Origin of the sequence: Polaribacter sp. R77954, assembly GCF_044595335.1 — a bacterium.
Lineage (GTDB): Bacteria > Bacteroidota > Bacteroidia > Flavobacteriales > Flavobacteriaceae > Polaribacter.
Genome location: NZ_CP138992.1, coordinates 202,001 through 228,606, shown reverse-complemented (window position 1 = coordinate 228,606; position 26,606 = coordinate 202,001). Strand labels below are relative to the sequence as shown.

The following is a 26,606-nucleotide window of genomic DNA, read 5'->3' as shown; positions in this document are numbered from 1 at the left end:
AATCGAACTCACAGTATTAAAAAATACGTTCACAAAAATTTCAAACAAACTCATAACAACAAAAAAATCGTTTGACAAAGTTGCCAAACGATTTTTGATTTTTTAATTACATCCCTTAACTTGTAATTAACTAACTGTAATTAAATCCAATTCAAAGAAACAAAAGATTACAATTAGAAAAGTAAATTTTCGTTCACTTACAATAGATACTCGCTAACATGTTATAAATTATCTTTAAAGCTTTTAGATGGCACTAATAATATCATATTTTGTAATGATATGATGATTTCCGTTTTCTAAATCAACTAAAACTGCAGTATTTGCTTTAGATATTAATTTTGAAACTTCTTCTAATTTCGTTTGTTTTTTTACGATTGGATATGGTTTTCCCATAATTTCTTTTATCGTTTTATTAGCAATATTTTTATCACTCATAAAATGATATAATAAATCAGACTCATCTAAAGAACCTACAATTCCGTTTGCATCTTTTATAGGCATTTGTGAAATTTTATGCGTTTTCATGCGCTCAATAGCATGAGCAACCAACTCTTCAGTTTGGGCTGTAACTAAATGTTTATTATCATGATTTTTAATTAAATCAGAAGCTATGGTAATTTCTTCATCTAAAAAACCTCGATCTCGCATCCAATCATTATTAAACATTTTACCTACATACCTGCTTCCATGATCATGAAACAAAACAACTACAACATCATCCTTAGAAAAATGTTCTTTTAGTTGTAGTAATCCTTTTACAGCTGCACCAGCAGAATTTCCCAAAAACATACCTTCTTCTTTCGCTAAACGTTGGGTATAAATGGCTGCATCTTTATCAGTTACTTTGGTAAAACCATCAATAACACTAAAATTTACATTTTTAGGTAAAATATCTTCTCCAATTCCTTCTGTGATGTACGGATAAATTTCATTTTCATCAAAAATACCAGTTTCGTGGTATTTTTTAAAAACCGAACCATAAGTGTCAATACCCCAAACTTTAACAGTTTTACCCTCTTGCTTTGCTCTCATTTTCAAGTAACTTCCTACTCCAGAAATAGTGCCTCCTGTACCAACACCAACTACAAAATGAGTAACTTTACCTTCTGTTTGTTCCCAAATTTCAGGTCCTGTACTTAAAAAATGTGCTTTGCAATTGCTTGGATTATCGTATTGATTTACATACCAAGAATTTGGCGTTTCTTCGCCCAAACGCTTGGAAACTGAATAATAAGAACGTGGATCATTGGGCTCTACATTTGTAGGGCAAACCACAACTTCGGCTCCTACTGCTCTTAAAATATCAATCTTTTCTTTAGATTGTTTATCAGCCATCACAAAAATACATTTGTAACCTTTTACAATACCTGCCAAAGCTAATCCCATTCCTGTATTTCCAGAAGTACCTTCTATAATTGTTCCTCCAGGTTGTAAACGCCCATCTGCCTCAGCATCTTCAATCATTTGTAAAGCCATTCTATCTTTTACAGAATTACCAGGGTTAAATGTTTCATATTTAGAGAGTACTAAACAAGGCAACTCTTTAGTTAAAGTATTTAATTTTACTAAGGGAGTATTACCAATGGTTTCTAATATATTTTCTGCGTAGTTCATAAGTAAAAAGTATGTGTTACAAAAATAGTTCTTTTTATTAGTGGACTACAAATTATGATGATTATTGTATTGTTAATATTTAGAAATAAATTGTATAAAAAAATAAACTTTTAATGAAATATAGACTTAAATTTAATTGATATTATATTTTTTTTGATGAAAATTACACTAGATTTTATGCATTTATTTATTAGCTATTCCCTGCTCTATTTTATATAATTTTATTTATATTTATTCTAATTTTTATAAATTTATTTTTATGAACTATACTTTACACCAATTAGAAATATTCAAGAAAATTGTAGAAGTAAAAAGTGTTACCAAAGCTTCAGAACAATTGTTTTTAACCCAACCTGCGGTTTCTATCCAACTAAAAAACTTTCAAGATCAATTTAGGTTACCACTTTTTGAAGTTGTTGGAAGAAAATTATACATTACTGAATTTGGTGAAGAAATTGGCAAAGCTGCCATAAAAATACTCGAAGAAGTTGAAGCTATAAATTACAAATCTTCTTTATTTGAAGGAAAATTAGCAGGTAAACTAAATTTATCTGTTGTTTCTACAGCCAAATATGCCATGCCTTATTTTTTAACTCAGTTTATAAAAGAAAATGACAAAGTAGATATTACAATGGATGTAACCAATAAAATGTCTGTAATACGTGCTTTAGAAAATAATCAATGCGATTTTGCAATGGTATCTACCATCCCTAAAAAATTAAAAATTGATCGTATTGAATTGATGAAAAATCAAATGTTTTTTGTTGCTGGAAAAGATTATAAAATTTCTGAAAAAACATTGCTTCTTAAAAACTTAAACCAATCTTTATTTCTTTTTAGAGAAAGTGGTTCTGCAACACGTTTAGCAATGGAAAAATATTTGGTGAAACACAAAATAGAGATACATAAAAAAATGGAACTCACCTCTAATGAAGCCATTAAACAGGCGGTTATTGCTGGTTTAGGGATTTCTATTATGCCGATTATTGGTATTCAAGAATCATTAAAAAATGGCGATTTAAAAATTTTAAAAATCAAAGATTTGCCCTTAGAAACCAATTGGAACTTAATTTGGTTGAAAACCAAAAATTTATCGAATGTGGCCAAGGCTTTTAAAAATTATATCATTGAAAATAAAGATGAAATTATTGAAAACAACTTTCAATTGCAATACGATTATCAATAACAAACTACCACACGAGTTACTTATAAAATCATGAAAAAAAGAAATAAAATAGGTGTTGGTATTGGTCTAGGAATTGCTTTTGGGTCTCTTATAGGAATAATTACCAATAACCATACTTTATGTGTGGCTTTAGGAATAATTTTTGGAGCATTTTTTGGCAAAATAGCTACAAAAAAACAAAATGACACTCAATCAAAATGATTGATAAACATATTATTGCAACATAATACAACTACATTAAGCAAATTTAATTGACCTTGAAGGTTCTATTTTGGTGATGATATACGAAGGTAAAATCAACATTAAAAAACACAATAAAAGGGTGCCTAAATTTAGCAAAATAATAGCTGTTACAGAAATATAAACAGGCATTGTTGTTACATAATAGGTTTCTGGGTTTAAGCTAATCACTTTAAAAAAGTACTGAATTCCAATTATAGAAAGGCCAATAATATTACCCCAAAACAAACCTTTTAAAATTAAATAAGACGCATTATATAAAAATATTTTTCGGATGCTTGTATTGTTACTTCCTAAAGCTTTAAGAATACCAATCATTTGCACCCGTTCTAAAATTAAAACCAGTAAAGCTGTTATCATATTAATACCTGCAATAACAATCATAATCGCAATAATAAACCAAACATTATTATCAAATAATTTAATCCATTCAAAAACATTAGGATAGGCATCAACAATAGTTTTTCTATTTAAAGTAGCACCAATTTGATAATAAACTTCGTTCCCTTTTGCTTCAATTTCATCAAAATCATCTAATAAAACCTCAAAACCACCCACTTCATTTTCAGTCCATTTATTTAATTTTTGCACCTCTCTAATATCACCAATCATCACATTGTTATCAAACTGAGCAAAACCAGTATTATAAATTCCTGAAACAATGTATTTTTTGTTAGATGGTAATTTACTCATCGTTGTTTTTAAAAAGGTCGCCAAAATGGTATCGTTTAATTTTAGATGTAAACGATTAACTACAGTTTCTGACAATAAAACCTCTCTTGTTCTTGGTTGATTAAAATTGGGCACTTTACCTTCTACTAAATATTCTTCAAAAAAAGACCAATCGTAATCTGTAGAAACACCTTTAAAAATAATGCCTTCAAAATCGGTTTTTGTTCTTAAAATGCCACCTTTATTCGCAAAAACTTGTACATTTTTTATACCTAAAATATTATCAAACTTCGGATAAAACTCTTGATTTTTATCTATTGGTGTTGTAGAAACATCAGAATTGTTATTGTCGTAATTTACAATTTGAATGTGTCCTTTAAAGCCTGCCATTTTATCCCGAATTTTATACTGTAATCCAGCACCTGTTGCCACTGCAATCAGCATAATTATAATACCCAAAGCAATTGCAGTGATGGCAATTTTTATTATTGGCGATGAAATGCTACTTTTATACTTTTTGCCAGCAATAATGCGTTTTGCAATAAATAATTCGTAATTCAAATTGATGACTATTTTTAATCTTCGTAAAAGTACCTATTTATTTTTATTTCTATTGATGAATTTTAACCTGATTTCGTGCGCTAAACAGTTTAAGAATGCAGAGTTAAAAGTAAAGGCTGTAGATAAAGATTCTTTAAAAATTAAAACTGGTGCTGAAAGAACAAATTCATATCTGAATTTATTAAAAGGTAAAAAAGTAGGTATCGTTGCAAATCAAACCTCTGTACTATCTATTTTAGAAAGAGCAGAAATTGCGCCAAATGTAATGGGTTCTAAAAAAATTAGCCATCATTTAGTTGATTATCTATTTGATTATAATTTAATTACAGTAAAAAAAGTTTTTGCCCCAGAACATGGTTTTCGAGGAAAAGCTGATGCTGCAGCACTCATACAAGATGGCTTAGACACAAAAACTGGTTTACCTATTTTATCTTTACACGGAAAAAGTAAAAAACCATCTGCGCAACAATTAGAAAATATTGATATTGTTGTTTTTGATATTCAAGATGTGGGCGTTCGTTTTTACACCTATATTTCTACTTTGCATTATGTTATGGAAGCTTGTGCTGAAAACGGAATTCCTTTGATTATTTTAGACAGACCCAACCCAAATGGGCATTATATTGATGGGCCAATTTTAGAAATGAAACACACAAGTTTTGTTGGTAAACATCCTGTTCCTGTAGTTTACGGAATGACTATTGGTGAATATGGACAAATGATAAATGGTGAAAAATGGTTAAAAAACGGAATTCAGTGCGATTTAAAAGTGATTCCTTTAGAAAATTACACGCATAATTCTGAATATCATTTACCAATAAGACCTTCACCAAATTTACCAAATGATAAATCTATAAACCTATACCCAAGTTTAGGTTTTTTTGAAGGTACAACCATTAATGCTGGTAGAGGAACCGAGTTTCAGTTTCAAAGATATGGAGCTCCATTTTTCCCAAAGAGTGATTTTAGTTATACACCAATTTCGAATTTTGGTGCAAAATACCCTAAGCATAAAGAAAAGCAATGTTATGGAGTTGATTTGAGAAAAACGGAGCATTTATCAAAAATAGATTTGTCTTTTTTAATTGACGCTTATAAAAAAACACCTAAAACCGAAAAATTCTTTGGCAATACTTTTACCATTCATGCAGGAAACACAACATTGCAAAAACAAATAGAAGCAGGTTTATCAGCAAAAGAAATTGAAAAAACTTGGAAGAAAGGTTTGGAAACTTTTAAAAAAATTAGGGAACAATATTTGATATACGAATAGAAATGTTTTTTTTATGAAAAACTACTTTTCTTTTTATTTCTTTTAATACTATTTTCTTGTAAGGAAGAATTTAAACCTAATGAATTTAGAGGTACTTGGATTAATTTAAATGATAAACATGAATTTAGAAACATATTTTATCTTAAAAGATAAGATTTCAGAAATTAGCCAGGCAAAAGAAATAAAAATTAGCATTGAATTTATAAATTTATAAACTCAGTTTTATCTCTCTAAAACCGTCAAAACTTTAGCATCAAAAACTTTAGAATACGCGCTATCAACTTTATATTTTTCGAGCAATTCTTCAGCTCCTTTTAGTTTAAGCTCCTCTTTAATGTAGGTCAACCAATCTGGCCTATCTACAATTGCATTATCAAGAATTATATTAGAAAAATCAGCTTTATTGAATTTTGTTTTTAATAAAATTGCTCCTGTTAAATTTGCTTTGGTTAAAACTGCCCCACTTAAATTCGCGTAACCTAAATCTGCTTCTTTTAAATTGGCATTTTCAAACAAAACATTGCGTGCATTTAAATTTACAAGGCTAGCATTTGATAAGTCTGCATCTGTTAAATTAATATAACTTAAGGCAACTTTGTCTAAATTAGCCCCTTTTAACTCAGCCTTTGTAAAATTACTTTCTTGTCTGATATTACTAAAAATAGTAGCATTTAAATCGCTTTTACAAAGTGTAATTAACAATTGCCCTCTTTCAGGACTAATTGGCTTATCTATTAATTTATCATTTAATAAATATCTATAAGGTTTCATTGCTCTGCTTAACCCTACAATTCTACCCACTAAAGTATTTGATAATCTTCCGTTTTTTTTGGTTTCGAGCTCTGTATTGATATCGCTTAAAACATCTCCCATAATAAACATTTGTGCAGATCTTCTAGAAGCTTCTGCCAAGTAGGTTTGCTCTTGAATTTTTCTATTTTGTGATTTTAAAAGGTGGTTTTGATAAATCATTAAAGTAGTTGGTAGCAAAGCAAAAAGAATAGCCACCACACCTATTCTAGTTAATCTTTTTACAATACTTGCAATTAAATCTGATGTGGTTTGTAAAGAAATTCGTTTTTGCTCATTAAACTCTTGAATAGAGTTGTAAATGCTTGTTTTTAAGTTTTTACCAGCAATAAAAGTAGTCGTAAAATTCATAAAAAACTTCCACTTTTTTAGGTTTGATTTTTTAGGTTTTTCAAACTTTGCTAAACGTTCTTTAAGCTTTAAATTCTCTTTTTCTAACTCTTGAATTCTGTCAGACATTTTTACCGGTTTTAGAAATATAGGTCTTTTATTTCCTTCTTTTTTTTTCTTTATACACGTAAGGAATTTCTTTTTTTAAAGCCTCTACAATATTGTAAGTTGCAGGACAAACAAAAGTATTTGCAATCGTTAAATCTGTAATTTGAATAAATTTACGACGATTTGTATGCGGATATTCAGCGCAGGCTTTTGGTCTTACATCATAAATAAAACAGGTATTATCAGTCTCATCTAAAAAAGAACAAGGTGCTGTTTTTAAAACCATAAAATCGTCTTCATCTCTTTCTAAATATTGATGTATAAAATCTGCAACCTTTATTTTTAGATGCTTAGATATGCGCTCAATATCTTTTTCTGTAAATATTGGGCTTGTTGTTTTACAGCAATTTCCACATGCTAAACAATCTGTATTTTCAAACTCTCTATCATGCAAATTTTGCATTACCACATCCAAATTTTTGGGTGTTCTACGCCTTAAATTAGCGAAATATTTTTTGTTTTCTTTTTGGGCTTCATAAGCCAATTTTGGCAATTGTTCTAAGCGTTTTTGCATTCACGAAAAATACAAATATTTCTAATAAAAATAGACTAAAAATATGTAATTTTGCATTTCAATTTTTTAGACCAAATGAACATACAAAAAACCATAGAAACTAAAGTAAAAGAAGGGTTTTTAGCTTTATATGACGTTGAAATTCCTTCAGTAGAATTCCAAGCAACTCGTAAAGAATTTGATGGTGACATCACTGTTGTAGTTTTTCCCATGTTGCGTTTTAAAAAAGGAAATCCTGTTCAAATTGGTACTGATTTAGGAAATTATATAGTTGATAATGTGACTGAAATCACAAATTTTAATGTGGTTAAAGGTTTTTTAAATTTAGTGATTGACGACAGTTATTTTATCGATTTTTTCAACACTATTTATAAAAATGCAACTTATGGTTTTACATCGCCAAAGGCAGATGAAAAAGCGGTTATGGTTGAATACTCGTCACCAAACACCAATAAACCTTTACATTTAGGACACGTTCGTAATAATTTATTAGGCTATTCTGTTGCTGAAATTATTAAAGCTGCTGGTAAAAAAGTCTACAAAACTCAAATTATAAACGATAGAGGGATACATATTTGTAAATCGATGTTGGCTTGGCAAAAATTTGGAGCAGGAGAAACTCCTGAATCAACAGGTTTAAAAGGTGATAAATTGGTTGGTAATTATTATGTGAAATTTGACCAAGAATATAAAAAAGAAATTGCTCAATTAATATCTAAAGGAAAAACAGAAGAAGATGCAAAAAAAGAAGCACCACTTCTAATTGAAGCCCAACAAATGTTACTTAAATGGGAAGCTGGAGATGAAGACGTGGTAAAACTTTGGCAAACAATGAATACTTGGGTTTACAGTGGTTTTGATATTACTTACAATAACTTAGGTGTAAACTTTGACAATCTTTATTACGAAAGCAACACCTATTTATTGGGTAAAGATGTGGTTGCACAAGGTTTAGAAAAAGGTGTTTTCTATAAAAAAGAAGACGGTTCTGTTTGGTGCGATTTAACTGATGACGGTTTAGACGAAAAAATAGTGTTACGCTCTGATGGTACTGCAGTTTATATGACACAAGATATTGGAACTGCTATTCAACGTGTAAAAGATTATGCAGATGTTGGAGGAATGGTATATACTGTTGGTAATGAGCAAGATTACCATTTTCAAGTGTTATTTTTAATCCTAAAAAAACTAGGTTTTGATTGGGCTAAACAATTGCACCATTTAAGTTATGGAATGGTAGATTTACCATCAGGAAAAATGAAATCTAGAGAAGGAACTGTGGTTGATGCTGATGATTTAATGGTAGAAATGACAACTACTGCCAAAGAAATCTCTGAAGAACTTGGCAAACTAGATGGGTATTCTGATGAAGAAAAAAATGAACTTTATAAAACCATTGGTTTAGGTGCATTAAAATATTTTATTTTAAAAGTTGATCCTAAAAAAAGAATCTTGTTTGATCCAAAATCATCTGTAGATTTTCAAGGAAACACAGGGCCTTTCATTCAATATACCTATGCTAGAATTCAATCTATAATTCGAAAAGCAGATTTTGATTATTCAAATCCTGTTTCTATTGAATTGCACGAAAAGGAAAAAGAACTGCTGAAACAATTAGAAGTTTATCCTGATATTATTCAACAAGCCGCATCAAATTATTCTCCAGCAGTTATAGCAAATTACACCTATGATTTGGTAAAAGAATTCAATTCTTTCTATCAAAATGTATCAATTTTAGGCGAAGAAAATAAGAACAAAAAAATATTCAGGGTACAGCTTGCTAGTAAGGTTGCAGATACCATAAAATCTGCATTTTCATTATTAGGAATTAAAGTACCTAAAAGAATGTAATTTCATAAAAAATATTTAGTAATAAATAGAAATTCATTAAATTTTAAATATATTAGTTAATTACTTGAAATCATTACAAATTATAATTAAATTTGGCCGATTTTTAACACAATTTAGCATTCAAATTTTAATTTTAATTAGTTTTAAAATAAAATAAAATAAAAACATGAAATACGATATCATTATTATTGGAAGTGGACCTGGAGGATATGTAACTGGAATTAGAGCATCACAACTTGGCTTTAAAGTTGCCATTGTTGAAAAGGAATCTTTAGGTGGTATTTGTTTAAATTGGGGATGTATACCTACTAAAGCTTTATTGAAATCAGCTCAAGTATATGATTATCTAAAACATGTAGATCAATATGGTTTAAAAGCGGAAGCTATAGACAAAGATTTTGATGCTGTAATAAAAAGAAGTAGAGGCGTTGCTGATGGTATGAGTAAAGGAGTTGCTTTTTTGATGAAAAAGAACAAAATTGACATTATTGATGGCTTTGGAAAAATTAAAAATGGTAAAAAAGTAGATGTTACTGCAGCAGATGGTACTATTACAGAATATGCAGCAGATCACATTATAATTGCTACAGGTGCTCGTTCAAGAGAATTGCCTAGCTTACCTCAAGATGGCGTTAAAGTAATAGGTTATAGAAAAGCCATGACCTTACCAAAACAACCAAAATCTATGATTGTTGTAGGTTCTGGAGCTATTGGTGTAGAATTTGCACATTTTTACAATACAATGGGTACAGCGGTTACTATTGTAGAATATATGCCAAACATTGTTCCTGTAGAAGATATAGATATTTCTAAACAATTCGAACGCTCAATAAAAAAAGCAGGTATTAAAGTAATGACCAACTCTTCTGTAGAGTCTGTTGATACTTCTGGTGATGGAGTTGTTGCCACTGTAAAAACTAAAAAAGGAGAAGAAACTTTAAAAGCAGATATTTTATTATCGGCAGTGGGTATTAAATCTAACATTGAAAACATTGGTTTAGAAGACGTAGGTATTATTGTTGATAGAGATAAAATATTAGTAAACGATTTTTACCAAACAAATATTCCTGGTTATTATGCCATTGGTGATGTTGTGCCTGGACAAGCACTAGCTCACGTTGCTTCTGCTGAAGGAATTACCTGTGTTGAAAAAATTGCTGGCTTACATACAGAAAAAATTGACTATGGTAATGTACCTGGATGTACATACGCAACACCAGAAATTGCTTCTGTAGGATTAACAGAAGCAAAAGCAAAAGAAGCAGGATATGACTTAAAAGTTGGTAAATTTCCATTCTCTGCATCTGGTAAAGCAAAAGCTGCAGGAACTCCAGATGGATTTGTAAAAGTAATTTTTGATGCCAAATATGGTGAATGGCTAGGATGCCATATGATTGGTGCTGGTGTTACAGATATGATAGCTGAAGCTGTCCTTGGTCGTAAATTAGAAACAACTGGTCATGAAGTTTTAAAAACCATACATCCTCACCCTACAATGAGTGAAGCTGTAATGGAAGCTGTTGCTGATGCTTATGATGAGGTAATTCACCTATAAATATTGCTGTTTGACAGAAAAACAATTTTAATAGCTATATTTTTTGTTACTTTTGTAAGCGTTACAATTAATAAAATCCCTCACTTTAACGATTAATTAAAATTTAAACTAAATAAATGGGTTTCGTTGAGTGGTTTCTTTCTTTTATCTATAAGATAAAGACATTTCCTCTTATTATACAAATAACTATTGTATTAACAATGGTGTTTATCATAGCTACAATAGCACTAATGATAACAATTTATACAATAAGAAGAAGACACAATAGATTGCAGAAAACACTAAAAAATAGTGTTCCTGAAATTATTAAATTATTTGATAATATTCTTTTTACCGATAAAAACTACACAGAACAAGAAGTTTTTACAAAGTTTGAAGATATTGTTGATGAAGTAAATAGAGAGTCTTTAGACATTGCTGTTAGTATTTTAGTTGATTTTAAAAATGATGACAGAGAATCAGAAAAATATCCATTAATCATTAGCGCCCTAGGAATAGTTGAGCACTTAGAACGCAAATTTGATTCTCGTTCGAATAGTGAAAAAATTGATGCTTTCCAAGAGGCGTTTGTATTGGATTTAAATAAATTTGATTCCAAAATTTTAAGATATGCCTACAGTAAAAATAAAATGATTCGTAGTGAAGCAAGAAATTCTCACCTTGCATTAAGCTCTAACGATCCTTATCGATTTTTTGATGAATTTGATAGAAACCTAAGTAAATGGGATGAAATTGAATTGATGCAATACCTACAACTACAAAAAGAAAGAGGTAATCTAGAAGGTTTAGGAAAATGGATCAACTATTCTAAAAATGATTCTCTTGTAGTATTTCTGATTAAAATGGTCGGTTATTTTCAACAAAAAGGTATTGACGAAATTTTAATCGAAAAATTAGAAGACGATAACGAACTGGTAAGAGCCGAAGCAATTTTAACTTTAGGAGAATTAAATATTACAGAAACAGAACAAGAATTAATTGACAGATATTATACAGAGCCAGAAATATGCCAAGTGGCTATCATAAAAACAATTAGAAAGTTTAATACTGGTAAATCTTTAAATTTTTTAGAAAATGTTTTTCAAGATTCTAACAATATCGATACAAAGAAAATTATTGCAGAAGCCATCCTTAATTATAGTTATGAAGGTAAAATAGCTTTTCAAAATTTAAAAGACACTTTAAAAGGTTTTGACCAAATTATTTTAAAGCATATAGAAACTCCTTTAATTAAATACAAATAGATGTTTGAAATTTTTGTGACAATTTATGAGTATTTTATATTTTTTTATGCAACTTCCTTAATTTTAAGTTACATAATATTGGCTATATTTTCTTTTATAGCTATTAATAGATATAAAAGTTATAATACAGATATAGACGATGAAGAATTACTTAGTTCTGAACTAGCACCAGGTATTTCTGTAATTGCACCCGCTTATAATGAAGAAAAAACTATTATTGTAAATGTAAAATCATTACTAACCTTAAACTACCCACTTTTTGAGGTAATTATTGTAAACGATGGTAGTAAAGATGACACCTTAAAACTACTTATTGAAGAATTCGATTTGGTAGAAGCGCCTTTTGCTTACGTTGAAAAAATTAAAACCAAACCTTATAAACGAACTTTTAAATCACAAAACCCTAAATATGACATTCTTACCATTATAGATAAAGAAAATGGAGGAACAAAAGCAGATGCCTTTAATGCAGGTTTAAATGCCTCAGTATTTCCTTACTACCTTAACACAGATGTAGATTGTATTTTGGCAAGAAATACGCTTACAAAAATGATTAAGCCAATTCTAAGTTCTAAAACTACTGTAATTGCGGTAGGTGCAACACTTAGAATGTCTAACAATTGTGAAATTGAAGAAGGGATTATTACCAGAGTAAGACCTCCAAAAGCATTAATACCACGTTTTCAAGAATTAGAATATATTAGGTCTTATTTACTAGGAAAAATGGGTTGGGAATTAATAAATTCTGTACCTAACGTTTCTGGTGGTTTAGGAATGTTTGATAAAGATATCGCTATTAAAGCTGGGGGTTATGGAGCAGATTCTCATGCTGAAGATATGGATATGTTAACAAGAATGGCTGCTCATATGATGAATAACAAGCTAGATTATAAAATCGGTTATATTCCTCTATCATGTTGTTGGACAGAAGGCCCACCAAACATTCAAATATTAAGTAGACAGCGCACAAGATGGGCCAGTGGTTTATTTCAAATGTTTAGTGATCATAGAAAAATATTATTTAATCCAAGTTACAAAAGACTCGGTTTAATAACATTTCCTTACATTTTTATATTTGAATTTTTAGCACCAATTATAGAAGCTTTTGGAATTTTATTTTCGATATTCTTACTTTTATATGGTTACGTAAATTGGAACTTTGCACCACTTATACTACTCTATTCATACACATTTGCCATAATGATTTCGTCTATAGTTATTATTTGGGATCAAATGACATTTAAGTATTACAATACAACCAGAGAGGTGCTTTCTCTTTTTATTACTGCATTCATAGAACCTATTATTTATCACCCAATGATAATGTTTTTTTCTTTAAAAGGGTATTTTAGTTATATTACCTCTCGAGAGTTGGCTTGGGGAACCATGACTAGACAAGGATTTGACAATGAAGATGAAAAAAAGAAAAATTCTGATGGTAATAACAACAGTAACAATAATGGTGGTAATTCATCAAACAATTCTGGCGAAAAAAAATCAAATATTTTTGATAAACTTAAAAAGAATAAAAATTCAGGCACAGATTTTGAGCCTATAAAAACATAAGTTACTTATTATGAAAATAATTAAGTCCATTTTAATTCTTGTTGTTTTACTGTTATCACAATATGAATTCTATGCCCAAGAACAATATGCTTCTTCCGATTTATATTATGAAGAAGCAAAAAAAGATATTGCAGAACAAAACTTTACTCGTGCAGCAAAAATGAGTTGGAGAGGGTTGCAACTAGCCCCAGATGACTTAGATTTAAAAACACTTTTAGGTAAATCGAATATAGAGTTAGGTAGATACGATACTGCAAGATATGTATTAAAACAAGTATATGAAAGACGTAGAAAAGATATCGATGTTCTTAAATACCTTGTTACTATTGAGCAAACTACTAAAAGATATTCTGATGCCATATGTTTTTTAAATGAGCTATTAGAAATAACACCATACAGTAGAGGATTTTGGAGAAGAAAAATACTCATTTATCAAGAAATGGGAAATTTTGAAGAAGCTGAAAGAGCTTTAAAAAGGTTATACCAAATATATCCTGATGATACTGAAATTCAGAATGATTATAATTACATCATGTTAAATGATGGGAATAATGCCATTGCTGAAAAGAATTACGATGATGCTAATGAAATCTACAAAACCGTAATTGACAATGATCCTACCAACAAGGATGCATATATTGGTGTTATTAGAAATGAAATGCTTAAAGGTAACCCTGAATATGCATTACAATTTACCAATAGAGCCTTATTAGAATTAAAATATGATCAAGAATTAATAGAAAAGAAAATTGGTTTATTAGAAGATTTAGGAAGGCATGAAGAAGCCATTGCTTTTATTAAAAATGGTATTGATGTTCCAATAGATCGTTTCCCACAAATACATGCAAAAACCTTACCTTATTTAATGCAGCAATCTGCTAGTTTTAATGAATATAATGATCCTTATGAAATCAATAAAAAATTATTAGAACAAAATGGAAATTCGGAGTCACAAAACTACGTAGTATCTAAAGCAATGGGAAAAGGTTATGATGGTGATGCTGAATATTTTCTTAAAAAAGGTATTAAAAGGAGTCCGAATAATAAAAAACTTCAAGTTCAATTAAAAGAACTGTATAGACCTATTAAAGACAAAGAAAGGTTTGAAAAAGAAGTAATTAAGTTACACGAAAAATACCCTAATGATACAGATATTACTTACGATTACAACCTAATTATGTATGATAGGGCCAAAACTTATTTAGAAAACAGACAGTTTGATTTGGCATTGGAAATATTTCAAGATTTGGCATCTGCTCCAGATTTTACCAAAGAGGCCGAGCAACAAATTTTTGGTATTTATTTAGAATTAGGGCAATATGATGAAGCAACAGATCAAGTAGATAAACTTATTGGTTTAGAACCAGATAATCCAGACCATTTATTAAGAAAATCATCTTTATATGCAAAAATGCAGCTGTATGAAGATGCCTTAAATATAACTAGAGGTTTAGAACAAAGTTATCCTTTAAGTGAAAAATATCCAAGAATATATGTGGGCCAAACAGTTGAATATGCAAGGTATTTAATGCAAATACAACGTTATGAAAAAGCATTAGAAGTTATTGAAGATGGTTTAACAAGAGAAAATAATAACAAAGAGTTATTGGATTTAGCCATAAATGCTTCTTCTGCAATACCAGATTATCCTAAAGGAATCAATTACAACAGGAGTGCGTTAAGTTTTTATCCAAATAATAAAAACTTTAAAATTAAACTTTCTAGTTTATTGGCTCAAAACAAACAATACGATGAAGCAATTGCTGTATTAGACTCTTTAGAAACTGTTTATAAATACGATAGAAAAATTAAGAATTCTTTGGCTGAGGTACTATGGTATAGAGCTAGAAATAATGAAGACGAAGGTAATATTGAAGAAGCTTTAGCAGATTATAACCTTTCAGACTCTTTAAATCCGGCAGAAAATTATTCATTACAAAGAATGATTAATTTATATATCATTCAAAAACCAAATGATGAAGCTTTAGAAATTATCAACCAAAAAATTGAAAAATATCCTAATGACAATTTCTTAAAATATAAAAAAGGATTGGTATTTGAATTGATGAAACAATACGATTCTGCCTATTACTATCAACAATTTAGAGAAATAGATGATCCTTTCGAAAAACAAAATTGGACCCTAGCTCTAGAAACCTTAAAAGCGGCTAAACTTAAAAATAAGTTAGCAGCTACTTATACAAAAGCAACCTCAGATTCTTTGCCTTTTAGCACTTCTCTAGCTAGTTTATCATACAATTATAGGTATGATGAAAAAAATACTTTTGGAGCTGCAGTAAATTATGCAGCAAGAAGATCTGGTGTTGGTGTACAAGGTGGAGTAAATTATTCAAGAATATTTAACCCAACACTTTATGCTGATGTTGGTGTGTTAATGGGTAATCTGTTTTTTCCAAAGTTTATTTTGTATGGTAACGCATACAAAGGTCTTGATAATGGTTACCAAGCACAAGCTGGTATTAGATATTCGTACTTACAAAATGATATAAGTTTTTTCACCTTAAACCTAGGCGCCTCTAAAACTTGGGAAGATGTTTGGTTGAATGCAAAAGTATCTTTAATGAGAGACGACGCCTACAATTATTTTAACTTTGCTACACAATCACGTATAAATGTTAACTCTAAAGGAGATTATGTAAGTTTTATTGCATCATTTGGTAGTGCACCATTTAACGACCAATTGCCAGAAGGTGCTGCAGCTTTCTTAGATTTCTCTAACGTTTTGGTAGGTGCTGGATATGGCCATAATATTTCTCCAAGAACAATGTTGCTAATTAATGGATCGTGGATTAATTTTAAAAGTCCTATTACAGATAGTAACGCACTTCTTTTTATCAACCAATATAATTTAGGAGTATCGATTATAACAAAATTCTAAAGTTTTTTAATGTGCCAACTTTATGATGTTTAAAAAATACATATATCTAATTATAACTTTTTTAAGCTTAACCACTTGTGCTCAAACCAAAGTAATATTGTTTTCTAAAAAAGAGAAAATAACACCTAAAATAAATATTCCGTTATCGGCTGATCAACTAGTAACTGAAGCAGCTACAGATTTTAGAAATAAGTTTAAAGCAGCAACTGGTGAAACTTTAAAAATAGAAAGAAGCAATGGTTTAAATAAAAACTATAGCTATGTATTATTAAGAGTAAACCCAACACAAAAAGAAAATTTTTGTATTTATCGAAAATCTGGTAATATTACCATACAAGGTTCATCAACACAAAATTTAATTTACGGAATAAGTGATTTTTTTCAACATTATACAAGTCTTAATTACATAAGTGGTAATAATACTTCGCCTAATTTTGACACAGAAATTAAAGTTCCTGTGCGTTTTAGCAGATGCGAATCTCCTAATTTTGGATATAGAGAACCTTATTACTCACCTAATTTTAATCCTGATTTTAGAGCTTGGAATAAAACAAATTATCTAGAATTAGAGTGGGGAATTTGGGGACATAATTTACCAAAAATACTAAAAGAGTATAAACTACCAGAATCTGTTTATGCAAAGCTTGGTGATAAAAGAGTAAAAAGTCAATTTTGTTTTACTAGTGCAGATTTGTTTAATTATGTAAATAAACGCGTAAAAGAAATATATGACAGTGACCACGCACTAAACAAATACATGATTTTACCAAACGACAACAATATTGTTTGTACCTGTAATACCTGTAAAGCTATTGGTAATACTACTAAAAATGCTGCACCAGCTGTATTTGATTTTTTAAACAAATTAGCCAAAAACAACAAAAAATCATCGTTTTTTACTGCGGCTTATGTAACTGTTAAAAATGTACCAAAATTTGATGCAGAAACAAATACAGGTATTTTTTATAGTACCATTGATATTCAAAAAGGGATTCCAATAGAAGACACAAAAGATTTTAAACAATTTGATAGTGATATTAAAAAGTGGAAAACATACCTAAATAACGTTTATATATGGGATTATACTGTAAACTTTGATAATTATTTTGATATTTATCCAATCTTAAAAACCACTCAAAAAAATTTAAAATTATACAAAAAGCTTGGTGTTAATGGTGTTTTTTTACATGGTAGCGAATACGATTTTAGTACTTTTCAGAATTGTAAAACTACTATATTTGCCAAACTTTTATGGAATGTTGATATAAATATAGATAATGAAATAGCTTTGTATTTCTCTAATAGGTATTCCAAAAAATTAGCTAGTTTACTTACCAACTATTTTACTTTTATTAATGAAACCTTTTTAATAAGCAACAAAGAACTGAGTATTTACAGTGGTATTGATGAAACTGTAAAAAAATATTTAGATCCTAAAGTTTTTTTTGATTTCTATAATGAGTTTGATATGCATACTGAAAATAACAAATTCAACCAAGAATATTTAAAATTAGCTACAGCTCTTACATTTTTAAAATTAGAAATAATGAGAGATTATGGCTTAGGTATTTATGGTTATGGAACTTTAAATGGTGAGCGACAAATTATTGTAAAAAACGAAATTACCACATTGTTAGATAATTTAACGAATTACAGTAGATCTGCAGGAATTAAAACTTACAACGAAAGAAAATATAAGATTGAGGACTACATAGAAAGTTGGAGAAAATCTATTTACAAACATCATAAAAGAAAACACTATTTTTATAAAAAAAAGTTTGAAGTACTATCTCAATTAGATGAAGATTACACAAATACACAAGCTTTAAATGATGGTGCTTTTGGTTTGCAAGATTATAATACCAATTGGCATATCAGTTCCGTAGATGATTTGGTCTTAAAAATTGATAAAAAAGGAATTGCAAAATCAGAAAAAATAACATTTTCTTTTTTACAAGATACAAAACATAACATTTACTATCCTAGTACCATAGAAATTTTAGACACAAATTACAAAGTAATTAAAGCAATAGAGATACAACCTAGTCAAAAACTATTAGACACTAAAGAAACATCAATAGAACTTCCTAAAAAGCTAGATGATATACAATTACCAGATAGTTTTATCATCAAAATAAAAAAACATAGCACAACAGGTAAAAATGCTATGGCTTGTGATGAAATTATATTTAATTAAAAAATGATTAAATTTACAATAATGAAAAATATAGTATTACTTATTTTACTAGCACTTTCTTTTAGTGCTTGTGACATTAGAAAACCAGATATAAATACGGTTAGAAAAACAAAAATGGAAATTGAAAATCCAGAACGTCACTACTACCCTATTTTACGAGGTTCAGAGCTATCTGCTGAATATAAATTTTACAATAGAGGTAATGAGCCTTTAATTATATATGATGTGCAAGCCTCTTGTGGTTGTATAGAAATCGATTATCCTTCAGGCTCTATTGGTAAAGATGATTTTGGTTTCATAACTTTAGATTATGATAGCGCCAAAAACATTGGTTATGTAGAATTTTATGTAACCATTGTAGCCAATACAGAAAAGGATGTATTTACAACTATTAAATTCGATTTAAATGTAGTTACTTCTCCACACTATACACAAGATTATGAAGAAATTTATTTGAAGAGAAGAAAAGAAAAATTAGCAGGCGAAGTTGATGGTGATCTTACAGAACAAGGCTATTATGTTGATGATGAAAGAACAGTAAGATAGCATAACCTAAATATTAAAAACCAAAAAAAATCAATACAAAAATGAAAGCAAAATATCAAAGCGTTCTAGAACTAGGACAACAATTAGAAATTAAAGAAGGTGATGTAAAAGAAGAAAATGGTGTATTACATGTTTCTGGTATTGCTAAAAATCAATACGAAAAAAATCTTCTCTGGGATGAAATAAAAAAAATAGGTGGCGACACTCCTTCTGATATTATGGCAGATATTAGAGTGGCAGATACAACAATATATGCAACTCATACTGTTGAAAAAGGAGAAACTTTAGGAAAAATAGCTAAACATTATTATGGTAATGCAATGAAATATACTGCCATTTTTGATGCAAATACAGATATCTTAAAAAACCCAGATGTAATACATCCTGGTCAAATATTAACAATTCCCAATTTATAAAATCAATAATTACATTGATAAAACCGAAGCAAATTGTTTCGGTTTTTTTTATTTTTGATTTCTAAATGCATAAAATTGATTTCAGATATTAAAGAGTTTACTAAAGAGATTGTAAAAGCCATATTAAAACTTGTAATTGCAGGTGTTTTTATCGGTTTTTTAAAAGAATATGATGTTGTAATTGCTGGCATTTTAATTCTAAAAATTATTCATAACGTTTATAAAGAAATAATAAAACCTAAAACAAATAAAAATTGGTTATTGTTGGTAGGAATGCTATTAACTGGTTTTGGAGGTGTTGTGGGCGAAACTTGGGGTGTTGCAAATGGGTATTGGGAGTACCACAAAGTAACAAGAGAAATACCAATGTGGGTGCCATTTGCTTGGATGTTGGCTTTTCATTATCTATACAAATTAGAACGAAATTTAATACCCCTTCTAAAAACCAAAAGTCAAAGAAACAAAATTGTTTTGGCTATAATACTTGCGTTAATATTACCCGCTTTTGGCGAAATAATCACTATAGAACTTGGTGTATGGACGTATTATTGGCCATATCAAATTTTCGGAGTTCCTTTGTATGCTTTCTTATGTTTACTGTTTGTGCACATGTTGGTGTACTGCATTTTACATTTTGTTTGTAAAAAATTTAAAATTGATGATACTGTTTATCATTAAGTTACAAAAGACTCTCACTATGCTTCCTCCAAGAGTATTTTTCCCTTTGGGGAAATTAAAAGGGACTTATTAAAACTGCCAACAAGCAATACGTGTAACTTTATTTCCTTGTTGCATAGGCATCACTTTAAACTGCTTTACACCTAATTTCTTTGATGATTTTTGCAAACTTTCAACATTTTCTTTTTTAGAAACCAAACTTGTAAACCATTTACTTTTTTTAGGATAAAGCGAACTTTCGTATAAATAATTATGCAAAAACGCTTTCTCCCCTCCTACATACCACAATTCATTATTGTTTCCTGAAAAATTTCTTACAGCATTATTGCCTAAGTTTTTTGTTTTTCTTCTGTTTGCACCTCTAGCCTCTTCTGCAGATTTGTAAAAAGGCGGATTACACATCGTAGCTGAAAAAGTATCTTCATCTTCTAAAATCCCTTTTAAAATATGCTGTTCATCAAATTGTTGACGTAGTTCAATTTTACGATCTAAACCATTATCATCAATAATATCTTGAGCAGTATCTAAAGAATCTAAATCAATATCTGTAGCTACAAAGTTCCAATTGTATTCTGCAACTCCTAATAGCGGATAAATACAAGTTGCACCTGTACCAATATCTAAAATGGTAACCTCTTTTTCTTCTGATGAAATTAAATCGCTTAAATGGTGAATATAATCTAAACGTCCAGGAATTGGCGGACACAAATTTTCGTCTGGAAAATCCCAAACAGAAATTTGATTAAAAGAAAATAACAAGGCTTTATTGAGTTCTTTTACCGCTTTTGGGTTAGAAAAATCAATAGTAACAGCATTATAAGTATTGGTAAACACAAATTCTTTTAAAGCAGAATTATTCTGAGTTAATTCCTCAAAATTATAGCCTTTATTAAACTTATTTTTGGGGTGAAGTCCTTTGTCTTTCATTATATTTCGAGGATAGTAAATTGTAACTCTAAAGGTTTTAAGGCTATTTTTAATACATCAATAAATGTAATGCCGTATTCTAAATAATATTCAGAAAAGTTACGTTGTCTTTCTTCTAAACTTTGATTTGGCAACAATTCATTTTGCAGTATTGTAATACGTTCTACCAAATGTGTTTGTCTTTTTTTTTCGGCTTTTAACAAGCGTTTTTCAAGTTTTTCTAAACCTTTTATTTGTTTGCGTTCTTGCGCATTTACAGCATTTAAAAACGAAATATGTGTTTTTTTTGCGACTTCCTTTAAATCAAGAAACTGTTGCTCTAAAAACTGTTTTTTATCTTTAAAATTGGTTTCAATTGCTGTATTTTCTACTACTTTGTTCGTAATAAGTTCATGTTGATTTAAAAACAATTCTTCTTTAGATATATTTAATGCTGCAAGTTTACGAGCTTGTTTTTCTGAAATAACTTGCACCGAATTTCTTAATAGCAAAATAGGAAAAGGAATGTTTACTGCGTTAAAATAATCTTGTAGTTCTAACCAATATGCTTGTTCTCCTCCTCCTCCAATATAACATAAATTAGGTAAAATCACCTCTTGATACAAAGGTCTCATAATTACATTTGGTGAAAATGCTTTCGGATTTTTATGCAATTCCTTAAAAATTTCATCCTTAGAAAAAGCAATTTCAGTGTTGTTGACTTTATACAGATTGTTTTCAAAAATAATACGTTCTCTATAATCATCACCCAAATAAAAGAGATTTATTTCTCTTGGGTTTACTTGAATTTTATAGTTATTTGCTAAGCGTTCTATAGTTTTAGAAACTGCTTTAAAAGAAGTACCATGTTCTAATTCATCTCTTACAAAAGGAATAAATAATTCTTTCAGTTTTGCATCATCTCCATCAACAATTACCAAACCATATTTTGCAAATAATTCATTCGCAATAAAACGAGTAGCATCTGCCAAATTATGATGTTTCAAATACCCATCAGCAAACAGTTTTTTTAAATATTGCGCATTTTTAGAATTCCCTAAATGCTCAGAAAACACGTCAAAAACAGCATCTAAACCGTCAGTTGAAAAACGACCAACTGCACCACCATCTTTTCTATTCCAAGTTACCTTTTTTCCATCAAAATTAAAATAATTAATTTCATCAAAATCATGATCTTCTGTAGCCATCCAGTACACAGGTACAAAATTTTGATTGGGAAATTTCACAGATAGCTCTTCTGCTAAGTTGATAGCAGAAATTATTTTATACAAAAAATATAATGGCCCTGTAAATAAGTTTAACTGATGGCCAGTACTTATGGTAAAGGTATGCTCTTTTTTTAATAAAGAAATATTTGTTTTTGTTTTTTCTGATATTTCAAAAGATTCATATTGATTTTTTAAAGCTTCAGCTAAAACTAATCTAGACGATTTTGAAAATGATGTTTGTTTTTCTGCAATCTGCTTTTGAAAACCTTCGAAATCTGGAAAATTATTATAAAATGGATTTATTTTTGGATTTTTCTCTAGATAGTCTAACATTGTTTTAGAAAAAAAACCTATTTTTTGAAAAGGGATTTGTGTTACTTTCATAAAACAATAACACATTTTTTACAACAATCAGCTGCTGATGTAGAATTCATAAAAACTTGTTTAATTTTTGATAAAAATACAACTATTTTAAATTCTGTCGTAGATTGAAAATCAAACTAACATTTTTTTAACGATGTTCACTTTTATCTACTTTAAATAATGACTTTTATTACTTACTTTTGATGAAATTCAAATTCTTTTCAATGAAAATCAAATCGCTTTTAATCATCGCATTTTTTACTTTTAGTACTCTAATTGCTCAAGAAATTCAATCTCCTTCTTCGTTTTTAGGTTATGAAATTGGTACTCGTTTTACAAGACATCATAAAGTTGTCGATTATTTTAAATATGTAAGCAACCAATTAACCAATGTGCAATTAGAAAAATATGGCGAAACCAATGAACATAGACCTTTATATGTTACCTATATTTCATCACAAGAAAATATTGATAATTTAGAAAATATTAGAAAAGCAAATCTTTCTCAAATTGGCATTTTATCAGAAAATTCAGAAAATAAAAAAGCCATTGTTTGGTTGAGTTATAATGTACATGGTAATGAAGCCTCTAGCACAGAAGCTGCCATGTTAACGTTATACGAGTTGGTTAGCAGCAAAAAAGCTTGGTTAGAAAATACAGTGGTAATTTTAGATCCTTGTATAAATCCTGATGGACGAGACAGGTATGTAAATTGGTACAACCAAGTAAAAAGTACACCTTATGATATTGGCCAAGATGCCAAAGAACATAACGAACCTTGGCCAGGAGGAAGACCTAACCATTATTTATTTGATTTGAATAGAGATTGGGCTTGGGCAACTCAAATAGAAAGCCAACAAAGAATTAAAATTTACAACAAATGGATGCCACACGTTCATGTAGATTTTCATGAGCAAGGCATTAATAGTCCTTATTATTTTGCACCTGCTGCTGCACCTTTTCACGAAATTATTACAGATTGGCAACGCGATTTTCAAACCGAAATTGGCAAAAACCACGCAAAATATTTTGATAAGGAAGGATGGTTGTATTTTACAAAAGAAAGTTTTGATTTATTGTACCCAAGTTATGGAGACACTTACCCAACTTTTATGGGCGCCATTGGTATGACGTACGAACAAGCTGGCCATGGAAGAGCTGGTTTAGCAATACAAACAGATGAAGGTGAAGTTTTAACACTTAAAGACAGAGCAATTCATCATAAAACTACAGGGCTTTCTACTGTAGAAATGTCTAGCAAAAATGCTGCAAAATTAAATAGCGAGTTTAAAAAATATTTTGATAATACTGATTTAAAATACAAAAGTTTTGTTGTAAAGAACGACAATCAGGATAAAATAAATCGTTTAAAAGCTTTACTAGACAAGCATGAAATTAGTTATGAAAATACTGAAAACGGAACCGTAAAAGGCTATATCTACGAAACACAAAAAGATGGTAAATTGAATGTAAACACTTCAGATTTAGTAGTGCATACCAATCAACCAAAAGGAAAAATGGTAAACGTATTGTTTGAACCTAAAGTTAAAATACTTGACTCTTTAACCTACGATATTACTGCTTGGTCTATACCTTATGCACATGGTTTTAAGGCAATAGCTTCAAAAACTAGTGTATCTTCAACTTTAAAAAATAACAACTTTGGTTTTAATAATGTTATTGATAAAACAGCTTACGCTTACATTACGAAGTGGAATAGCTTAAAGGATGCTACTTTTTTGGCTGATTTGTTAAAAAACAATATTGTACCCCGCTTTTCAGAAAAACCTTTTACAACCAATGGAATTTCTTTTGAAAGAGGCTCATTAATCATTTTAAGAAATGATAATAGAAGTACAAATTTTGATGAAAAACTGAAAAAAATTGCGGATAAAAATATGCGCCAACTTACCACAACTTCAACAGGTTTTTCTGATGCTGGTGTAGATTTTGGTTCGTATTCTGTAAAACCAATCCATAAACAAAAAGTAGCTTTACTTTCTGGTGAAGGTACATCGTCTTTAAGTTTTGGTGAAATTTGGCATTTCTTTGAAACCGAGTTGCAATATCCTTTAACTATTATCGATTCTGACTATTTTAGTAGGGTTGATTTTTCGAATTATGATGTAATTATTTTACCAAATGGATATTACAGTAGCGTTTTAAAGAAAAGCACTTTAGAAAAGTTAACCAATTGGACGCGTTCTGGTGGAACACTAATTGCCATTGGTGGCGCTTTAAACTCTTTTGCTGGCAAAAAAGGTTTTTCATTAAAAAGAAAAGATACTAAAGATAAAAGTGATGATGAACCAAATATGATTCCATATGCAGCACAAGAAAGAGAAAATGCGAATAATTTAATTGCTGGTGCTATTTTTAAAAGTAAGGTAGATAATACACATCCATTAGCTTTTGGTTATACTGATGCATATTTTACTTTAAAAAGAAGCAGTAGTGCATATAGTTATTTACCAAACGGAAACGTGGCTTATTTAACAGATACTGCACCAAGTATTTCTGGTTTTGCAGGAAAAAATGTTCTTGAAAAATTACCAGAAACCTTATTATTTGGTGAAGAAAGAAAAGGAAGAGGAAGCATTGTTTATATGGTAGACAATCCTTTATTTCGTTCTTTTTGGGACAATGGAAAGTTGTTTTTGGCCAATGCCGTATTTTTATTGAATTCGGATAAACTCAAATAATAAATATTTAAAATTAAGTTGTTAATCTATGAGTTTTATCAAAACTACTGAGCTAGATTCCAAGTACAATCATTTAGAGAAAATGACGGTTTCTGAGTTATTAATTAATATTAATAATGAGGATAAAACAGTTCCTTTAGCTGTAGAAAAAGCATTGCCACAAATTGAAATTTTAACAACTAAAATTGTTGAAAGACTAAAAAATGGTGGACGTCTTTTTTATATTGGTGCAGGAACTTCTGGTAGATTAGGTATTGTGGATGCTTCTGAATGTCCACCAACTTTTGGTGTGCCTCATGAATTAGTAGTTGGTTTAATTGCTGGTGGAGATACTGCAATTCGAAAAGCAGTTGAGTTTGCAGAAGATTCTAAAAACCAAGGTTGGTTAGATTTACAAGAACATCAAATTTCTGATAACGATGTTGTTGTGGGTATTGCTGCTTCTGGCACTACACCTTATGTAATTACTGCTTTAGAAAAATGCAATCAACATAACATTAGTACAGGCAGTATTTCTTGCAATACAAACAGTCCGCTTTCTAAAACCGCACAATATCCTATTGAGGTAATTGTTGGGCCTGAATTTGTAACAGGAAGTTCTAGAATGAAAGCGGGTACAGCTCAAAAATTAGTACTTAACATGCTATCAACTGCAACTATGATTCAATTGGGTAAAATTAAAGGAAATAAAATGGTAGACATGCAGCTTTCTAACAATAAATTGGTAGAAAGAGGCCAAAAAATGTTAGCTAAAGAATTAAATATCGACTTAAAAAAAGCGGGGGAGTTATTGAACGAATTCGGAAATGTTAGAAATGCCATTGAAAACTATAAATAATGAGTACAGACACTAATTTACTGGGTAAAGCTTTAATTCGTTTAGGAATTTTAATTCTTTTATTTATTGCCTCTCCTATTGTTATTACGATGAGTTTTAAAGCCATAGATAACTTTACTGAGGCTCCGAAAATATATTTTGCCTATTTGTTTTTTGGTTTAGGTTGTTTCCTTGTAATTTTTACGGTGTATTTTGCTTTCAAAACATTTGGTATACTTCAAAAAGCAATTTTTAACAAAGATTAAAAT

General features: G+C 29.6%; 21 protein-coding genes. 15 read left to right on the top strand and 6 right to left on the bottom strand.

The window, feature by feature from the left end; genetic code table 11:
- Positions 1-243: 243 nt before the first annotated feature.
- Complete coding sequence (locus SJY27_RS00920; RefSeq protein WP_397446365.1) at positions 244-1,614, bottom strand: pyridoxal-phosphate dependent enzyme; 1,371 nt, start codon at positions 1,612-1,614, stop codon at positions 244-246.
- A gap of 259 nt (positions 1,615-1,873) precedes the next feature.
- Between SJY27_RS00920 and SJY27_RS00915 the strand changes: the two genes are divergently transcribed.
- Positions 1,874-2,800 (top strand): LysR family transcriptional regulator, encoded by a 927-nt coding sequence (locus SJY27_RS00915; RefSeq protein ID WP_397446364.1) that lies wholly within the window; start codon positions 1,874-1,876, stop codon positions 2,798-2,800.
- A gap of 30 nt (positions 2,801-2,830) precedes the next feature.
- On the top strand, positions 2,831-3,001 hold the full coding sequence (locus SJY27_RS00910; protein ID WP_397446363.1) for a hypothetical protein: 171 nt from the start codon (positions 2,831-2,833) through the stop codon (positions 2,999-3,001).
- A 36-nt stretch (positions 3,002-3,037) separates the two neighbouring features.
- Here the strand turns inward: SJY27_RS00910 and SJY27_RS00905 are convergent, their stop codons facing one another.
- A complete protein-coding gene (locus SJY27_RS00905) occupies positions 3,038-4,273 on the bottom strand; it encodes an ABC transporter permease (RefSeq protein ID WP_397446362.1) in 1,236 nt (411 codons plus the stop codon).
- 4 nt (positions 4,274-4,277) lie between these two features.
- Between SJY27_RS00905 and SJY27_RS00900 the strand changes: the two genes are divergently transcribed.
- Positions 4,278-5,546 carry an exo-beta-N-acetylmuramidase NamZ domain-containing protein gene (locus tag SJY27_RS00900; RefSeq protein WP_397446361.1) on the top strand — a complete coding sequence of 423 codons (1,269 nt, stop codon included), beginning with the start codon at positions 4,278-4,280 and terminating at the stop codon, positions 5,544-5,546.
- A gap of 222 nt (positions 5,547-5,768) precedes the next feature.
- On the opposite strand, the gene SJY27_RS00895 is transcribed toward SJY27_RS00900, so the two are convergent.
- Positions 5,769-6,815 carry a pentapeptide repeat-containing protein gene (locus tag SJY27_RS00895; RefSeq protein WP_397446360.1) on the bottom strand — a complete coding sequence of 349 codons (1,047 nt, stop codon included), beginning with the start codon at positions 6,813-6,815 and terminating at the stop codon, positions 5,769-5,771.
- A 28-nt stretch (positions 6,816-6,843) separates the two neighbouring features.
- Positions 6,844-7,368, bottom strand: a complete 525-nt coding sequence (locus tag SJY27_RS00890; protein WP_397446359.1) for a YkgJ family cysteine cluster protein — start codon at positions 7,366-7,368, stop codon at positions 6,844-6,846.
- A gap of 75 nt (positions 7,369-7,443) precedes the next feature.
- On the opposite strand from SJY27_RS00890, the gene argS reads away from it, so the two are divergent.
- The 9 genes from argS (at position 7,444) to SJY27_RS00845 (ending at position 20,320) form a co-directional block, all read left to right on the top strand.
- Positions 7,444-9,219, top strand: coding sequence for an arginine--tRNA ligase (gene argS / locus SJY27_RS00885; protein WP_397446358.1), 1,776 nt, complete (start codon positions 7,444-7,446; stop codon positions 9,217-9,219).
- Between the two features lie 166 nt (positions 9,220-9,385).
- Positions 9,386-10,774 carry a dihydrolipoyl dehydrogenase gene (gene lpdA, locus SJY27_RS00880; protein WP_397446357.1) on the top strand — a complete coding sequence of 463 codons (1,389 nt, stop codon included), beginning with the start codon at positions 9,386-9,388 and terminating at the stop codon, positions 10,772-10,774.
- Between the two features lie 230 nt (positions 10,775-11,004).
- Positions 11,005-12,018 (top strand): HEAT repeat domain-containing protein, encoded by a 1,014-nt coding sequence (locus SJY27_RS00875; RefSeq protein WP_397446356.1) that lies wholly within the window; start codon positions 11,005-11,007, stop codon positions 12,016-12,018.
- Entirely contained in the window at positions 12,019-13,584 is a 1,566-nt protein-coding gene (locus SJY27_RS00870) for a glycosyltransferase (protein ID WP_397446355.1), read from the top strand.
- 10 nt (positions 13,585-13,594) lie between these two features.
- Positions 13,595-16,483: a YaiO family outer membrane beta-barrel protein gene (locus SJY27_RS00865; RefSeq protein ID WP_397446354.1), complete on the top strand. Its 2,889-nt coding sequence runs from the start codon at positions 13,595-13,597 to the stop codon at positions 16,481-16,483.
- 22 nt (positions 16,484-16,505) lie between these two features.
- A complete protein-coding gene (locus tag SJY27_RS00860) occupies positions 16,506-18,680 on the top strand; it encodes a DUF4838 domain-containing protein (protein ID WP_397446353.1) in 2,175 nt (724 codons plus the stop codon).
- Between the two features lie 21 nt (positions 18,681-18,701).
- The gene (locus SJY27_RS00855) at positions 18,702-19,226 is read left to right on the top strand and encodes a DUF1573 domain-containing protein (protein WP_397446352.1); all 525 of its coding nucleotides are present in this window, start codon (positions 18,702-18,704) and stop codon (positions 19,224-19,226) included.
- Between the two features lie 41 nt (positions 19,227-19,267).
- A complete protein-coding gene (locus SJY27_RS00850) occupies positions 19,268-19,642 on the top strand; it encodes a LysM peptidoglycan-binding domain-containing protein (RefSeq protein WP_397446351.1) in 375 nt (124 codons plus the stop codon).
- A 75-nt stretch (positions 19,643-19,717) separates the two neighbouring features.
- The gene (locus SJY27_RS00845; RefSeq protein WP_397446350.1) at positions 19,718-20,320 is read left to right on the top strand and encodes a hypothetical protein; all 603 of its coding nucleotides are present in this window, start codon (positions 19,718-19,720) and stop codon (positions 20,318-20,320) included.
- Positions 20,321-20,389: 69 nt separating this feature from the next.
- Here SJY27_RS00845 and rlmF read toward each other — a convergent pair whose 3' ends face one another.
- Positions 20,390-21,247 carry a 23S rRNA (adenine(1618)-N(6))-methyltransferase RlmF gene (gene rlmF / locus SJY27_RS00840; protein ID WP_397446349.1) on the bottom strand — a complete coding sequence of 286 codons (858 nt, stop codon included), beginning with the start codon at positions 21,245-21,247 and terminating at the stop codon, positions 20,390-20,392.
- Positions 21,247-22,839, bottom strand: coding sequence for a bacillithiol biosynthesis cysteine-adding enzyme BshC (gene bshC / locus SJY27_RS00835; RefSeq protein WP_397446348.1), 1,593 nt, complete (start codon positions 22,837-22,839; stop codon positions 21,247-21,249). Before bshC ends, rlmF begins: the two co-directional genes overlap by 1 nt.
- Positions 22,840-23,042: 203 nt before the next feature.
- Between bshC and SJY27_RS00830 the strand changes: the two genes are divergently transcribed.
- From SJY27_RS00830 to SJY27_RS00820, 3 genes are read left to right on the top strand one after another with little or no spacing between them, the layout of a single operon-like run.
- Positions 23,043-25,520: a M14 family metallopeptidase gene (locus SJY27_RS00830; RefSeq protein ID WP_397446347.1), complete on the top strand. Its 2,478-nt coding sequence runs from the start codon at positions 23,043-23,045 to the stop codon at positions 25,518-25,520.
- A 28-nt stretch (positions 25,521-25,548) separates the two neighbouring features.
- Entirely contained in the window at positions 25,549-26,358 is an 810-nt protein-coding gene (murQ, locus tag SJY27_RS00825; RefSeq protein ID WP_397446346.1) for an N-acetylmuramic acid 6-phosphate etherase, read from the top strand.
- On the top strand, positions 26,358-26,603 hold the full coding sequence (locus tag SJY27_RS00820) for a DUF6095 family protein (protein WP_397446345.1): 246 nt from the start codon (positions 26,358-26,360) through the stop codon (positions 26,601-26,603). Before murQ ends, SJY27_RS00820 begins: the two co-directional genes overlap by 1 nt.
- Positions 26,604-26,606 lie beyond the last annotated feature (3 nt).

What these genes read in the sequence shown, in the direction of transcription:
- SJY27_RS00920 (WP_397446365.1), bottom strand. Translation starts at nt 1,614, where the DNA reads ATGAACTACGCAGAAAATATATTAGAAACCATTGGTAATACTCCCTTA.
- SJY27_RS00915 (WP_397446364.1), top strand. Translation starts at nt 1,874, where the DNA reads ATGAACTATACTTTACACCAATTAGAAATATTCAAGAAAATTGTAGAA.
- SJY27_RS00910 (WP_397446363.1), top strand. Translation starts at nt 2,831, where the DNA reads ATGAAAAAAAGAAATAAAATAGGTGTTGGTATTGGTCTAGGAATTGCT.
- SJY27_RS00900 (WP_397446361.1), top strand. Translation starts at nt 4,278, where the DNA reads ATGACTATTTTTAATCTTCGTAAAAGTACCTATTTATTTTTATTTCTA.
- SJY27_RS00895 (WP_397446360.1), bottom strand. Translation starts at nt 6,815, where the DNA reads ATGTCTGACAGAATTCAAGAGTTAGAAAAAGAGAATTTAAAGCTTAAA.
- SJY27_RS00890 (WP_397446359.1), bottom strand. Translation starts at nt 7,368, where the DNA reads ATGCAAAAACGCTTAGAACAATTGCCAAAATTGGCTTATGAAGCCCAA.
- argS (WP_397446358.1), top strand. Translation starts at nt 7,444, where the DNA reads ATGAACATACAAAAAACCATAGAAACTAAAGTAAAAGAAGGGTTTTTA.
- lpdA (WP_397446357.1), top strand. Translation starts at nt 9,386, where the DNA reads ATGAAATACGATATCATTATTATTGGAAGTGGACCTGGAGGATATGTA.
- SJY27_RS00875 (WP_397446356.1), top strand. Translation starts at nt 11,005, where the DNA reads ATGATAACAATTTATACAATAAGAAGAAGACACAATAGATTGCAGAAA.
- SJY27_RS00870 (WP_397446355.1), top strand. Translation starts at nt 12,019, where the DNA reads ATGTTTGAAATTTTTGTGACAATTTATGAGTATTTTATATTTTTTTAT.
- SJY27_RS00865 (WP_397446354.1), top strand. Translation starts at nt 13,595, where the DNA reads ATGAAAATAATTAAGTCCATTTTAATTCTTGTTGTTTTACTGTTATCA.
- SJY27_RS00860 (WP_397446353.1), top strand. Translation starts at nt 16,506, where the DNA reads ATGATGTTTAAAAAATACATATATCTAATTATAACTTTTTTAAGCTTA.
- SJY27_RS00855 (WP_397446352.1), top strand. Translation starts at nt 18,702, where the DNA reads ATGAAAAATATAGTATTACTTATTTTACTAGCACTTTCTTTTAGTGCT.
- SJY27_RS00850 (WP_397446351.1), top strand. Translation starts at nt 19,268, where the DNA reads ATGAAAGCAAAATATCAAAGCGTTCTAGAACTAGGACAACAATTAGAA.
- rlmF (WP_397446349.1), bottom strand. Translation starts at nt 21,247, where the DNA reads ATGAAAGACAAAGGACTTCACCCCAAAAATAAGTTTAATAAAGGCTAT.
- bshC (WP_397446348.1), bottom strand. Translation starts at nt 22,839, where the DNA reads ATGAAAGTAACACAAATCCCTTTTCAAAAAATAGGTTTTTTTTCTAAA.
- SJY27_RS00830 (WP_397446347.1), top strand. Translation starts at nt 23,043, where the DNA reads ATGAAAATCAAATCGCTTTTAATCATCGCATTTTTTACTTTTAGTACT.
- murQ (WP_397446346.1), top strand. Translation starts at nt 25,549, where the DNA reads ATGAGTTTTATCAAAACTACTGAGCTAGATTCCAAGTACAATCATTTA.
- SJY27_RS00820 (WP_397446345.1), top strand. Translation starts at nt 26,358, where the DNA reads ATGAGTACAGACACTAATTTACTGGGTAAAGCTTTAATTCGTTTAGGA.